Raw genomic sequence first — 14,114 nt, forward strand, 5'->3', positions numbered from 1 at the left:
CCTCGCGTTCACGGCAGTTCGTAGTTCTCGTCGAGGGCCGCTCCGGCCTCGGGGTGGGTCTGGTCATAGCCGCGGGCGTCGCACTGGAGCGCCCCGACCACGCAGTGGTCGACGAGCGCCTTGAGCGTCGGCGCGTCCCAGGCGTTGAAGAAGTCGTAGTGGAACGACCAGCTCGGACCGCTGGCCAGCCTCGCCCGGGAGAGGTCACCGTTGACCGGGAAGGCCATCTTGAACTCGATCATCGGCAGCGCGACCGGGTGGTCGGCGGGGCACACGTTGTTGTTCGTGCCGGGGTTGACCACCGGGTAGGCCATGTGGCTGCGGTGATCGGGCGTGTCCAGGTACTTTCCGTCCCAGCAACTGGGCGCCTGGAAACGGATGTTGAGCTGGACGTCGGGACGGCTCGGGCAGTCCTTGGGGAATTCGACGTTGAAGTAGCTGTCGCCGCACTCCCAGCCCTCCACGAAGCCGGGGTGACGGCGGAACTCCTCGGCGGTCTGCATCGGGTCGCCCACCACGAACCGCAGTCCCTTGGGGAACGGCCGGACACTGGTGTAGTCGGTCACGCCCGCCTTGTAGTAGATGGTCTGCGGGCCGATGGGCAGCACCGGCTTGTCGCCGTTCGAGAGCGTGGGCATCCAGTAGCCCGACTTGTCCCCCGGCGCCTTGCAGGTGGTGCGGCCGGCGTCAAGGGAGGCCGTGGTGCTGGCCGCGTCGGTCGTGGTGTTGCCCATGAAGGTGTGGTTGTGGGACGCGCCCGGCTGCTGCGGATACACGATGGGGTCGTCCGACTTGGTGTGGCTCACCGAGCAGTTGGCCTGGAACTCGTGGAAGTAGCGGTGGGGCGGCTCCTTCGTGGACGGGGTGACGCCGGTGACCGGCGGGTTCGCGGGAATGTAGCCGTCGCCGTCCGGGTCCTCGGGCGAGAAGGCGGGCGACGCCGCCATGACATGCCCCGTGCGCCCCGCGTGGGCCGCGTGCGCTGCCGTGACACCGCCGCCCGCGGACTTCGCCGCGGGCGTCTCGGCGCTCATGGCGATACCACCGAGCCCGAGCGAGGTCAGCAGCAGCGCGCCTGCGATCAGGGGGCCTGAAAGGATCTTCGATCTCCGTGCCATGGAGACTCCTGCCACATGGAGAGAGGGTGAAGGTGGCCGGGCGGCCGGCGCACGGCGAGGACTCGCGACGCCGTGGGTGCGGGCCGAGCCGCCCGTATGACGGGCCGTCACCGGCCCGCGACAATAATGGGAGAGCGCTCTCCGAGATGGGAGTGTCCGGGCGGGGACGCAAAGGTGTCAAGGCGTCGAGCGGAAAGGATCAGACACCGGTCCCCATTTCCCTCTTGAACACAATGGCCAGGGACATGGCCGACCACAAATCTCCCCAAGTTCCCCCGAACCAGGGGATCTACCAGGGCAGTTGACGTTCAAAAAGCAACAACATGTAAGGACTGCGGTCACAACTCTTGACGAGTCATTCACATGGATGAAGCATTCGACGGCAAGAGAGCGCTCCCTCACCCCCCATCCCGTTCATTTACTGAACCAGGAGAGACGCCCCCATGACGCCTTCCTCCACGCCTTCCCCCACGTCTTCCTCCTCCGGTCGCTCCTCCGGCCGCTCCCCGGTCGGCCGTCGGGCGGTGCTCGGCGCCGCGGCCGCCGTCGCATCGGTCCCCGCCCTCGGCGGCCTGGCCACTTCCGCGGCCGCCGCCCCCTCGGGCCGGGGCAGAAGCGCCAAGGCCCTGCCCGGCGGCGGCGACCTCGGCCCGAACGTGATCGTCTTCGACCCGTCCACCCCCGGCATCCAGGCCAAGCTGGACGAGGTGTTCAAGAAGCAGGAGTCGGCGCAGTTCGGCACCGGGCGCTACGCCCTGCTGTTCAAGCCCGGCAGCTACAGCGGGCTCAACGCCCAGCTCGGCTTCTACACCTCCATCGCCGGGCTGGGGCTGTCCCCCGACGACACGACCATCAACGGCGATATCACGGTGGACGCCGGATGGTTCAACGGCAATGCCACCCAGAACTTCTGGCGCTCGGCGGAGAACCTCGCGGTCGTACCGGTCAACGGCACCAACCGCTGGGCCGTGGCGCAGGCGGCCCCCTTCCGGCGGATGCACGTCCGCGGCGGGCTCAACCTCGCCCCCAACGGCTACGGCTGGGCGAGCGGCGGATACATCGCGGACAGCCGCATCGACGGCCAGGTCGGACCGTACTCCCAGCAGCAGTGGTACACCCGCGACAGCGCGATCGGCGGCTGGCTCAACGGCGTGTGGAACATGGTGTTCTCCGGTGTGGAGGGCGCGCCCGGGCAGAGCTTCCCCAACCCGCCGTACACCACGCTCAACACCACCCCCGTCTCCCGGGAGAAGCCCTTCCTGTACCTCAACGGCGGCGAGTACAGGGTCTTCCTGCCGGAGAAGCGCACCAACGCCCGCGGGGTCACCTGGGGCAACGGCACCCCCCGAGGCACCTCGCTGCCGCTGTCGCAGTTCTACGTGGCCAAGCCCGGTGTCTCCGCGGCCACCCTCAACGAGGCGCTCACCCAGGGGCTGCATCTGCTGCTCACCCCGGGGATCTACCACCTCGACCGGCCGGTCCAGGTGAACCGCGCGAACACCGTCGTCCTCGGGCTCGGCTACGCCACGCTCATCCCCGACAACGGCGTCACCGCGCTGAAGGTCGCCGATGTCGACGGGGTGCGGCTGGCCGGTTTCCTCATCGACGCCGGACCGGTGAACTCCGCCACGCTGCTGGAAGTCGGCCCGCAGGGGGCCTCGGCCGACCACTCGGCCAACCCCATCACCGTCCAGGACGTGTTCATCCGCATCGGTGGCGCGGGGCCCGGCAAGGCCACCACCAGCATGGTGATCAACAGCCGGCACACCATCGTCGACCACACCTGGGTCTGGCGCGCCGACCACGGCGACGGGGTCGGCTGGGAGACCAACCGCGCCGACTACGGTGTCCGGGTCAACGGCGACGACGTGCTGGCCACCGGGCTCTTCGTGGAGCACTTCAACAAGTACGACGTGCAGTGGTTCGGGCAGCGGGGCCGGACCATCTTCTTCCAGAACGAGAAGGCGTACGACGCCCCGAACCAGGCGGCCATCCAGAACGGCTCCATCAAGGGCTACGCCGCCTACAAGGTGGCCGATTCGGTCACCACACACGAGGGCTGGGGGCTCGGCAGCTACTGCTACTACAACGTCGACCCGAGCATCGTGCAGCACCACGGCTTCGCCGCGCCGAACGCGTCGGGGGTGAAGTTCCACAATCTGCTGGTCGTCTCGCTCGGCGGCCAAGGCCAGTACGAGCGCGTCATCAATGACACCGGATCTCCCACCTCGGGCACCTCCACCGTGCCGTCCACTGTGGTGTCATATCCCTGATCTACGATGCCTCGCGGGTCGGTGCCCCCGGTGAACCGCCCCTCGAAGTGCCGACCGCCCAGGAAGGACCACACGCCATGGCCACCACCCCCGTGCGCGACCGCTCCACGATCATGGTGCTCAACGGACCGAACCTGAACCTCCTGGGCCGACGGCAACCCGAGATCTATGGCACCGACACGCTGGCCGACATCGAGAAGCTGGTGGCCGAGACCGCCGCGCCGCACGGTCTGACGACCGACTGCCGGCAGAGCAACCACGAGGGCCAGCTGATCGACTGGATCCATGAGGCCCGGGAGCGCCACGCGGCGGTCATCATCAACCCCGCGGGGTACTCCCACACCTCCGTCGCCCTGCGCGACGCCCTGGCCACCTGCGACGGTCTGCCGATCGTGGAGGTGCACATCTCCAACATCCACCAGCGGGAGACCTTCCGGCACCACTCCTATGTCTCCGCGCTGGCCAGCGGGGTGATCGCCGGTTGCGGTGTCCAGGGCTACGCGTTCGCCGTCGAGCGGGTGGCGGCCCTGCTGGCCGCCGCCAGGGCGTAGGCGTACGACGCCCCAGGTCCTGAGCGGACCTCAGGCCCTGATCACACGGACACCGGCCTCGGTGTACGGAGCGACCAGCTCCGCATCGGCGCCGGTGTCCGTGATCAGCACATCGATCTCGTCCAGTGCGCAGATCCGGGCGAACGCCCGGCGGCCCAGCTTGGAGCTGTCGGCCACGACCACCACCCGGGTGGCCCGGCCCGCCATGAGGCGGTTGATGCTGGCCTCCCCCTCATGGTGGGCGGTCGCGCCCTGGACCGTGTCCAGCGCGTCCACACCGAGGATCGCCAGATCCAGCGACACCTGGTCCAGCACCCCGGTGGCCAGCGGCCCCATCAGCTCGAAGGACTGCGGACGGGCCACCCCACCGGTGAGCACGATCTTCACCTGGGGGCGCACCGCCAGCTCATTGGCGATGTTCAGGGCGTTGGTGACGACCGTGACGGCCGGGCCGCCGCCCGAGGTGGAAAGGTCACCGCGCGTGGAGATGGCACGGGCGACCTCGGTGGTGGTCGTCCCGCCGTTGAGCCCCACGATCGAGCCCGGTTCGGCCATCCGGGCCGCGGCCGCTGCGATGCGCTGCTTCTCCGAGGCGCGCCGGGCGGTCTTGTAGCGCAGCGGCAGGTCGTACGAGAGATTGTGCGCGACCGCGCCGCCACGGGTGCGCGTCAGCATCTGCTGCTGAGCGAGTTCATCCAGGTCGCGCCGGATGGTCGCGGCGGACACCGCCAGCTCGGCGGCCGCCTCCTCGACATCGATTCTGCCGTCCCTGGACAGCACATCCAGCAGGGCGTTCCAGCGCTCGGGCCGTTTCACGCCGATCACCCTACCCGCTCCCCGCATGCATCGGCTCTGGACTTTCGTGCGTGATTCTGCGCATTATCAGCCCGTACGAAACAACTCCGCGCATCCGCGCATCCATACTGATCCATACTGCTCGGGTCATCCGTGCGACGAGGGGAGTCCCATGAGCCACACCGAGGCCGAGATCGCGAGCCAGCCCGACTGCTGGCGGCGCGCCATCGCTCTGGCCCGGAAACCGGAGGGGCCCGTACGAGCGGCGCTGCCCCGGCCGGGTGAGCGGGTCGCCGTCGTCGGCTGCGGCACCTCGTGGTTCATCGCCCAGTCGTACGCGGCGCTGCGCGAGGCGGCGGGCCAGGGCGAGACGGACGCGTTCGCGGCGTCGGAGGCGCCGCTCGGCCGCGCCTACGACCGGGTGGTCGCGCTGTCCCGCTCCGGCACCACGACCGAGGTGCTGGAGCTGCTCGGCGCGGTGCGCGGCCGGGTGCCCACCACCGTCGTCACGGCGGTCCCCGACTCACCCGTCGTGGGCGCGGCGGACGCCGCGGTAGTGCTCGACTTCGCCGATGAGCGGTCGGTGGTGCAGACCCGCTGGGCCACCACCGAACTCGCCCTGCTCCGCGCCCACTTGGGCGCACCACTGGACCACCTGGAGGCGGCCGGGGAGGCGGCGCTCGCCGAGCCGCTGCCCGGGCCGCTCGTGGACGCCGGGCAGTTCACCTTCCTCGGGCGGGGCTGGACCTATGGGGTCGCCCAGGAGGCCGCGCTCAAGATGCGCGAGGCGGCGGGGGCGTGGACCGAGGCGTATCCGGCCAAGGAGTACCGGCACGGCCCGATCAGCGTGACCGGCCCGCGGAGCGTGGTGTGGTGGCTGGGCGAGGGGGCGTCGGACGTGGCGGACGAGGAGATCACCCGCACCGGTGGCCGGGTCGCCGGCTTCGGCCGCGACCCGCTGGCCGAACTGGTGGTGGTGCAGCGGCTCGCGGTCGCGATCGCGGCTGCGCGCGGGCTCGACCCCGACGAGCCGCGCCATCTCAGCCGCTCGGTGATCCTCGGCTGAACAGAGCCGGGCGGGGCCGGGCGAGGACGGACGGGTCGAGCGGTCCGCGCGAGTACGGGCGGACCGCGGGATACGGGCGGACCTCGGGATACGGGCGGACCTCGGGATACGGGACAGGACCTTTGAACACGGGAACGGGCGGAAGGAGCCGGTAGATGCCGCTGGTGGCCACCGGAGAGATCGTCGGGGCGGCCGCACGGGCCGGGCTCGGCGCGGGTGCGTTCAATGTCATCCAGATCGAGCACGCCCAGGCCATCGTGGCCGGGGCGGAGGCGGCGGGCGCGCCGGTGATCCTCCAGATCAGCGAGAACGCGGTGCGGTATCACGGCGCCCTGGCCGCCATCGGGCGGGCGACCGTGGAGGTGGCCCGCGCGGCGCCGGTGCCGGTGGCCGTGCATCTGGACCACGCCACCGGGCCGGAGCTGGTGCGGGAGGCGGTGGACCTCGGCTTCGGCTCGGTGATGTTCGACGCCTCGGCCCTGGACTACGACGGCAATGTGGCGGCGACCGCCGAGGTGGCGGCCGACTGCCATGCCCACGGGGTGTGGGTGGAGGCCGAGTTGGGCGAGGTGGGCGGCAAGGACGGCGTCCACGCACCGGGCGCCAGGACCGACCCGGCCGAGGCCGCCGCCTACGTGGCGGCCACGGGCGTGGACGCGCTCGCGGTCGCGGTGGGCACCTCGCACGCTATGGTCGTCAAGGCTGCGGTGGTGGATCTGCCGCTGGTCGCGGCGCTGCGCACGGCCGTGCCGGTACCGCTGGTGCTGCACGGCTCCTCCGGGGTGCCCGAGGCGGATCTGACCCGTGCGGTGGAGGCGGGGCTGACGAAGGTGAACATCGCCACCCATCTGAACGTGGCCTACACCCGCGCGATCCGCGACCATCTGGCCGGCCACCCCGACGTGGTCGACCCGCGCAGGTATGTCGCGGCCGCGCGGGACGCGGTGGCGCGCGAGGTGACGCGGCTGCTGAAGCTGGTGCGGGCCGCGCCCTGAAGAGCTGAGAGCGTCTGCGGGAAGTTGCTGCGAACGCCGCCGATTCGCGCGGCAATACGCATCGGCTTCCGCGGCGCCAGCGTATTGACATGAGCTTATCAATTCACCCAAGATGCCCCAGTCGAGGTTAGGAAAGGTTCCTAACAAAGGGGTGTCCTATGCGCAAGCGTTTCGCGTTCGTGATCGCCACGGCCGGTCTGCTGGCCGGCTCCGTCACCGCCGGCGCCCACGCCAGCACCCGGGGCCCCGCGCCGGCCCCCGCGTCCACCAAGGAGGGCACGGTCACCGCGGCGCAGCTGCTCGCCAAGATGCAGAGCTGTTCCCAGATATCCAGTGGCAAGTACCGCACCGACGAGGAGACATCGGCCACCGTCCCGGTCTGCGGCGCCAATGGCGCGGTCTTCTGGAAGGCCGACATGGACGTCGACTGCGATGGCCAGGTGACCTCCCGGTGCAACGAGGACACCGACCCGTGGTTCCAGGACGACACCGCCTTCCACCAGTCGGACGGCAAGCCCCTGATCGCCGACAAGCTGCCGTATGTCGTGGTGCCCAGCCCGAGCTCCACCTGGGACTACCGGCAGGCCGGTATCAAGGGCGGCGGCGTGGTCGCGGTCATCTACAACAACAAGGTCGAGTACGCGGTGGTGGGCGACACCGGGCCGAACAAGATCATCGGTGAGGCGTCCTACGCCACGGCCAACGCGCTCGGCATCGACCCCGACCCCGAGACCGGCGGCGCCGAGTCGGGGGTGACGTACATCCTGTTCAAGAACTCCTCCGTCTCCCCCATCGAGAACCACGACAAGGCCGTGTCGGTCGGCGACGGCCTTGCGAAGCAGTTCGTCCAGAACAACTGACCCGCCGTCATCGGGGGACGTGCGGCACAGTCGCACGCTCCCCGATGATTTTTCCCGGGCCGGGCGGTCTGTACCGGTGAACGCCGCGACAGGAGGTGGACGTTGACCGGTCCCGAGCCCGAGAACCCGCCCATGCCGTCCCCGGCCGTGCCACCCCCGGCCGTGCTGGTACTGGCCCAGCCGGTCACCCGCGCCGAGGTGGCACGGCTCTGCGAACGGCTGACCGCGCTGGCGCGCCGCGCCGGTCCGGGCCCGGTCACCGTGGACGTGGGCGGGGTGGGGCGGCCGGACCTGGCCGTGGTCGAGGCCCTGGCCCGGCTGCGGCTGACCGCCGGCCGGCTGGGGCGCGGGATCCAGCTCCGCAACGCCCGCGGCGAACTGCGGCGGCTGCTCGCCTGGACGGGGCTGGACGAGGCCCTGACGGCCCCCGCGGCGTTAGGGCACGCCCTCGGGCCCGAGCCAGGCGGGGAGGCCGAACAGCGGGAAGAGGCGCTCGGTGTCCAGGAAGGAGTTGAGCCCGGTGATCCGGCCCCCTGATATCTCCAGTACCTGAAGCGCCCAGGGCTCATGGCGGCCGTCGGCGCCACCCGGGCGGTACTGGCCGAAGGCGGGCATGCCGTTGGCCACGGTCGGGACCAGACGGGAGCCGCGGCAGCCGATGCCATGGCCCACCAGCCACTGACGGATGTCCTCGTGACCGCGCAGCCACAGCTCGTACGGCGGCATGGAGAGCGTGGCGTCCTCGTGCAGCAGGGCGGTGAGGGAGTCCAGGTCATAGCGCTCGAAGGCGTCCACATAGCGGGCCAGCAGCGCGCGCTGCTCCTCGTCCAGCGGCTTGACCGGGTCGGAGTCGCTGACCTGGCTCGCGGCGAGGGTGGCCCGCGCTCGCTGCAGCGCGCTGTTGACCGACGCGACGGTGGTGCCCAGCAGCTCGGCGACCTCGCTCGCCTTCCAGGCCAGCACCTCGCGCAGGATCAGCACCGCCCGCTGGCGGGGCGCCAGATGCTGGAGCGCGGCGATGAACGCGAGCCGCACCGCGTCCCGCTGGGCCGCGACCTCGGCGGGGTCTCCCCCGTCCGACAGCACCTGGCCGTCCGGGACCGGCCCGATCCAGGTGGCCTCCGGCTGCTCGGCGAGCGTGGCCGGGAACGGGGTGGCCGCGGAGGTCAGATCCATGGGCCGGGCCCGCCGCTTGCTTCCGCTGAGCATGTCCAGGCACACATTGGTGGCGATGCGGTAGAGCCACGACCGCAGCGCGGACCGGCCCTCGAAGCGGTCCAGCCCCCGCCAGGCGCGCACCATCGTCTCCTGGACGGCGTCCTCGGCCTCGAAGGCCGAGCCCAGCATCCGATAGCAGTAACCGGTCAGCTGCGTGCGGTACGGCTCCAACTGGAGCTCGACACCGGCCGCGCCGTCCACCGCCGCCACATCACTCATCGCCGCACCTCGATCGTTTCGATCGCTCTTCGGACTCCCATCGGCGCCAAACCTAGCGGGCCCCACTGACAACGGCCCCGACCTGCGCAAACGACAGACGGCTCGGGGCGCCGGACGGGTGACTCAGGACACCGGGCGGGCACTGACCGCGGCGGCGTGCACCTGATGACCGCCGCTGGCGATCATCCGTACCTCCGCGCGGTCGCTGATCTCCGCCCGCACGATGCCGGTGTCGTCCACGTACACGGGGTGGCCGCCCGGACCGCTGCTCTCCGTGCGGTGCACCACCACGACGTCCTCGGCTCCCGGGTCCGGGGCGGCCGTATCCACGAAGACCAGCTCATACCTCTCTCGGCTCCGCATCACGCCCTCCTCCGCACCGACCCGCCCCCGTCATCTCAAACCGGGACATTCAACACTATCGCCCGTGCCGGGCGGCGCAAGAGGTTCGGTGCTCACCGCGGTGCCGCGGTCTCCGGCCGGTCCGCCGCGTCCGTGCGCTCCTCCTCCGCCGCCTCCTCGAACGGCGTCCTGCCGAGGTGCAGCATCGGCGCGAGGATGGGGCCGAACAGGGTGGCCACGGTGATGGAGCCCAGGGTGATGGCCCAGGCGAACGGGCCGAGCGGGGTGCAGTCGAAGAACTGGCTGACGCCCGGGGTCTGGATGATGGCGGCGAGCACCGCGGCCGAGCCCAGACCGGCGATCAGGACGTGCCGGTCCATGCCGCCCGTCGCCAGGGTCTGCGCCAGCTGGGTGCCCACCAGGGCGGCGAGCCCTACCGTACTGGCCCTGCGGCCCCGGCCGGTGACCCGGGCGCCGGTCCACGCCAGTCCGGCCCCGGCGGCCGTGATGACGCCCCGCAGCAGCATCTCCTTGGTGAGCGCCACGCCCAGCGAGCGGCTGGGGCCCTCCTTGAGCAGCCGTTCGCCGGTGTGCCCGGTGGGCTCGCGCACCGCGATGGCGAGCGCGGGCGCGAGATCGGTCAGCAGGTTGACCAGCATGATCTGACGCGCGCTCAGGGGCGTGGTGCCGGTCAGGGCCGAGGTCGCCACGCTGAAGGTGACCTCGCCGAAGTTGCCGCCGATGAGAATGGCGAGGGCGGCCCGGACCGAGGCCCACATGGCGCGCCCCTCCATCAGGGCCGAGACGATGGTCTCCAGGCGGTCGTCGGTGACGACGAGGTCCGCCGCGGCGGTCGCGGCGGGGGTGCCGCGCCGGCCGAGGGCGATCCCGACGTCCGCCAGCCGGATCGCGGGGGCGTCGTTGGCGCCGTCGCCGGTCATGGCCACCACCCGGCCGAGGCGCTGATACGCCTGGACGATACGGACCTTGTGGTGCGGGCTGCACCGGGCGATCACGTCCACCGTGGGCAGCAGCTCGTCCAGCCGCTCGTCGTCCATCTCGTCCAGCTCCGGACCGGTGCTCACCTTGGGCTCGGGGACGTCCATGATGGCGGCCGCGATGGCGTCCGCGGTGGCGGGGTGGTCGCCGGTGAGCATCACGGTCTGCACCCCGGCCTCGCGCAGCCGCTCAGTGGCCGGACCGGCGCTGGTGCGGACGGGGTCGGCGAGCGCGATGAAGCCGAGGAAGTCCAGGTCCCGCACGGTGGCGTCGGTAAGGTCCTCACCGTCCCGCATCGGGCGCTCGGCCACCGCCAGCACCCGCCGCCCCGCTCCGGCCAGCTCCTCGGCGGCGTCGGCCAGCTTCTTGATGTCCTCCGCGTCCAGCGGGGTGACCCGTCCGGTGCCCGGTACGCGCCGCCGGACGACCCGCTCCAGGACGCCCTCGGGCGCTCCCTTGACGCTGAGCAGCGCGCCGTGCGGGGTGCGCCCGGCGGTGGCGTGGTAGGCGCGGGAGGGTTCGAAGGGCAGCGAGTCGGTACGGCGCCAGCGGGGCGCTCCGCGCCGCACCCCGACCCCGGCCCGGCGGGCCCCGACGCTCACCGCGCGGTCGGTCTGGTGCGCCATGGGCTCGGCCTGGCGGGCCGGCGGGGTCGCGCGCAGGGCGGCGGCGAGCACGGCCTTACCGGGCGCGTCGAGCCGGTCGGCGGGAAGCGGGCCGCCGCCGTCGCTGACGGCCGCGAGCTGGAGGGTGCCCTCGGTGAGGGTCCCGGTCTTGTCGAAGCACAGTACGTCGGCGCGGCCGAGCGCCTCGATGGTGCGCGGATTGCGGACCAGGGCGCCGAGGTCGGCCAGCCGCCGGGCGGCGGCCAGCTGGGCGGCGTTGACCAGGAACGGAAGCCCCTCGGGGACGGACGCCACGGCGAGGTTGACGGCGGAGGCGAGGTTTTCGGTGGGCGGCAGGCCGTGCAGCAGTCCGGCACCGGCGACCGCGGCCGCGGACCCGACCGCGATGGGCACGCTGGAGCGGGTGAGCGCGGTCAGCCGGGCCTCGACACCGGTGACGGGGGCGGCCTGGCGGGCGGTGGCCAGGCTGCGGCCGACCTCGGTGGCCGGTCCGGTGGCCACGACGACGGCCTCCGCCCGCCCGGCGGAGACCGTGGTGCCCTCGTAGAGCATCGACCGGCGCTGGGTGATGTGGGCGCCGACGACCGGCGCCGGGGACTTGTGCACGGGGAGGGACTCGCCGGTCAGCGAGGACTCGTCGACCTCGAGCCCCTCGGCCTCCAGCACCCGGCAGTCGGCGGGCACCACGTCCTCCGGGCCCAGCACGACGATGTCGCCGGGGACCAGGTCCCCGGCGGTCACCAGGCGTTCCGTACCACCCCTGCGGACCCGGGCGCCGATCGCCGACCGGGCGAACAGCTCGGACAGCGCCCGCTCGGTCCTGACCCGCTGGAATCCGCCGACGAGCGCGGAGATGCCGGTGATGGTGGCCACCAGCGCGGCGTCGGTGCGCGAGCCCACGGCGGCGGCCAGGGCGGCCCCGGCGGCCAGGACCGGGGTGAGCGGGTTGGCGAGCTCCTCGATGAACGCGGCGGGCAGGGTGGTGCCGGTGGGCTCGCCCCGGCGTGGTCCCTGCGCGGTGCGGGATGCCGCCTCCTCCGGGGTCAGCCCGCCGGGCCGGGTCCGCAGCCGCTCCAGCACCCGGGGGACGGGCATCAGATACCAGGGGGTGGTGGTCACCGGCGGGTCCATGGGGCGGGCGAGGAGCTGGCGCGCCCGCCAGTTGCCCAGGGCGAAGGCCAGGGTCCCCGCGCTGGTGCCCGACGCCGCGGCGCGCGCGGTGGCCTGGTCCGGGGGCGCCTGGAGGGCGGCCACCGCGCCGATGGAGCTGCCGCCGGCGGACAGCAGGGCGCTCTCCCGGTCGACCCGCGCGGCCACGCCGACGGCGTCCACGATGAGCCCGGCCGACTCCAGGTCGGCGCCGACGATCAGATGCGCGCCCCAGGCGGGGGGCTCCCCGTCGCGGTGCACCCCGATGCCGCAGTCGGCGGCTCCCAGGGCCCGGCGGTTGCCGGAGAGCAGCAGCACCACGGCGCCGTCGGCCTGGAGGGAGCGTACGGAGGCCACCAGGCGGCCGCCGGAGGGCACCACGGCGTCGGCGAAGGTGATGTCGGTGGGCTGCTGCCGGTCGGTGGCCAGGACGATGCGGGACCCCGCCCGGCGGGCGGCGGCCGCCACGGCCTCGGCGCCCGGCACGGTCTGTGGCGCGAGCCCCACCACCGCCTGGAGCTTGCTCCCCCGGGCCAGGCCGAGCACCCGCTCGCTGCCCCTGCGGCGGAGTCTCGCCGCGGTCTGCTGCCCGGTGCGCCCGGTCAGCTCCAGCCGGTCCAGGGGACCGAGCACCCATCCGTTGTCGCGGCGGGTCTCCAGGGGCTCATCGGAGTCGAAGAGATCGAAGAGCCGCTCGGCCGTCCGCTCGGGGTCGGCGCCGCCGAGGAGTTCCAGGTCGATGGGCTCGTAGCGGTCGCCGCGCAGCGCCGCCTCGTCCAGCACCACCGTGTCGACCTGGCCCAGCCGCCGCAGTGAGCTGCGGTCCATGGCCAGGACACCGCGCAGTGCCAGGAACCGGCCGAGGCTGGTCGCGAACCCCTCCCGGCCCGCCCCCGGCGCCTTGGGCACGGAGGCGAACCCGACGGCGAACCCGCGGCGCGGGCCGGCGAAGGGCACGGTAAGGACCCCGGCCGCGGCGCCGGCGGCGATGGAGCGCTCCGCGAAGCGCTCCACGGTGTCCTTGGGGGTCGGTCCGGGCCGCTCGACCACGATCGGCTCGGCCACCACGTCCTGGGGGCCGTGCACCAGGTGCGGCTCCATCGCGGCCCAGGCCCGGCCCTCCGCCTCCGCCTCCCGCCACAGGGCCATCCGCTGGATGAGGTCGAGTGCGAGCCCACCGCCCCGGGTCGCCACGCCCTGGGTCAGCGCGGTCAGCACCGGCAGCGCCGCCTCGGTCGGCTCCCCGCGGGTGATGGCCAGGGCGAGGCGCCGCAGGCGGGGGTGGTTCTGGATGACGGACATGGTCGCCGCCACCTCGGTGGGCAGCCTGAGCCAGGGGGCCATCCGCAGGGCGGTGGCCACGCTCAGCCCCACGACGTCCGCGGCCACGACGGCCAGCGACTGGGACTCCCTGGCACCGCCGGAGGGGTGGCGGGGCTCGGGGGCCCATTCGTCGAACTCCTCGGTGGGCGCGGCGGGCTTCTGGACCTCCGCACGCTCGATCCGGGCGATCAGGTCCTGCTCGGACGGGGGCGGCTTGCCCACGGCCACCACGACCCGTTCGGAGGGCGCGTTCACCCGCGCCCACCGCACCCGCGGATGTTCCTCGAGCGCCCGCTCCACCCGGCGGGCCACCTGCTCGCCGCCGATGCCGTGCACCCCGCGGACCTCGATGTAGTACCGCCCCGGGTAGGACCAGATCCCGCGCTCGGCGGGCCGGACCAGCCGTCCGACGGTTCCGGCCGCATCCCGCACGCCCGCGGCCACACCGCTCTTGAGTGGCGCGAGCAGCAGCGAAGGCGGCAGGGGCAGGCGCAATGCTGACAGCGACGGCAGCGGTGACATCAAGGGACCTCCGCTCTCCGGGCGGCCCGCCCGGTTCATCACGATTACCCTGAAAAGG

Annotated in this window: 11 protein-coding genes; 6 read left to right on the forward strand and 5 right to left on the reverse strand. The window is 72.5% G+C overall.

The annotated features are described in order from the left end of the window. Positions 1–8 precede the first annotated feature (8 nt). Positions 9–1,118, reverse strand: a complete 1,110-nt coding sequence (locus tag JK364_RS05335) for a DUF1996 domain-containing protein (protein WP_201847952.1) — start codon at positions 1,116–1,118, stop codon at positions 9–11. Between the two features lie 443 nt (positions 1,119–1,561). Between JK364_RS05335 and JK364_RS05340 the strand changes: the two genes are divergently transcribed. After that, positions 1,562–3,391 carry a pectate lyase-like domain-containing protein gene (locus tag JK364_RS05340; RefSeq protein WP_201847954.1) on the forward strand — a complete coding sequence of 610 codons (1,830 nt, stop codon included), beginning with the start codon at positions 1,562–1,564 and terminating at the stop codon, positions 3,389–3,391. A 77-nt stretch (positions 3,392–3,468) separates the two neighbouring features. After that, positions 3,469–3,942, forward strand: a complete 474-nt coding sequence (gene aroQ / locus JK364_RS05345; RefSeq protein ID WP_198267545.1) for a type II 3-dehydroquinate dehydratase — start codon at positions 3,469–3,471, stop codon at positions 3,940–3,942. A 30-nt stretch (positions 3,943–3,972) separates the two neighbouring features. Here the strand turns inward: aroQ and JK364_RS05350 are convergent, their stop codons facing one another. Continuing rightward, the gene (locus JK364_RS05350; RefSeq protein WP_201847956.1) at positions 3,973–4,758 is read right to left on the reverse strand and encodes a DeoR/GlpR family DNA-binding transcription regulator; all 786 of its coding nucleotides are present in this window, start codon (positions 4,756–4,758) and stop codon (positions 3,973–3,975) included. A gap of 151 nt (positions 4,759–4,909) precedes the next feature. Between JK364_RS05350 and JK364_RS05355 the strand changes: the two genes are divergently transcribed. From JK364_RS05355 to JK364_RS05370, 4 genes are all read left to right on the forward strand, one after another. Beyond that, complete coding sequence (locus JK364_RS05355; protein ID WP_201847958.1) at positions 4,910–5,803, forward strand: SIS domain-containing protein; 894 nt, start codon at positions 4,910–4,912, stop codon at positions 5,801–5,803. 155 nt (positions 5,804–5,958) lie between these two features. Further along, positions 5,959–6,798, forward strand: coding sequence for a class II fructose-bisphosphate aldolase (locus tag JK364_RS05360; protein ID WP_201847960.1), 840 nt, complete (start codon positions 5,959–5,961; stop codon positions 6,796–6,798). A 158-nt stretch (positions 6,799–6,956) separates the two neighbouring features. Further along, positions 6,957–7,658 carry a glycoside hydrolase family 75 protein gene (locus tag JK364_RS05365; RefSeq protein ID WP_201847962.1) on the forward strand — a complete coding sequence of 234 codons (702 nt, stop codon included), beginning with the start codon at positions 6,957–6,959 and terminating at the stop codon, positions 7,656–7,658. Between the two features lie 102 nt (positions 7,659–7,760). Continuing rightward, entirely contained in the window at positions 7,761–8,195 is a 435-nt protein-coding gene (locus JK364_RS05370) for an STAS domain-containing protein (protein WP_201847964.1), read from the forward strand. Here the strand turns inward: JK364_RS05370 and JK364_RS05375 are convergent. From JK364_RS05375 to JK364_RS05385, 3 genes are all read right to left on the reverse strand, one after another. Next, complete coding sequence (locus JK364_RS05375) at positions 8,094–9,095, reverse strand: sigma-70 family RNA polymerase sigma factor (protein ID WP_201847966.1); 1,002 nt, start codon at positions 9,093–9,095, stop codon at positions 8,094–8,096. The genes JK364_RS05370 and JK364_RS05375 overlap by 102 nt on opposite strands. Before the next feature lie 123 nt (positions 9,096–9,218). Further along, the gene (locus JK364_RS05380) at positions 9,219–9,458 is read right to left on the reverse strand and encodes a DUF6296 family protein (RefSeq protein WP_201847968.1); all 240 of its coding nucleotides are present in this window, start codon (positions 9,456–9,458) and stop codon (positions 9,219–9,221) included. Between the two features lie 92 nt (positions 9,459–9,550). Next, positions 9,551–14,056: an HAD-IC family P-type ATPase gene (locus JK364_RS05385; protein WP_201847970.1), complete on the reverse strand. Its 4,506-nt coding sequence runs from the start codon at positions 14,054–14,056 to the stop codon at positions 9,551–9,553. Positions 14,057–14,114: the final 58 nt, after the last annotated feature.

It is taken from the genome of Streptomyces endocoffeicus, assembly GCF_016741935.1.
Lineage (GTDB): Bacteria > Actinomycetota > Actinomycetes > Streptomycetales > Streptomycetaceae > Streptomyces > Streptomyces endocoffeicus.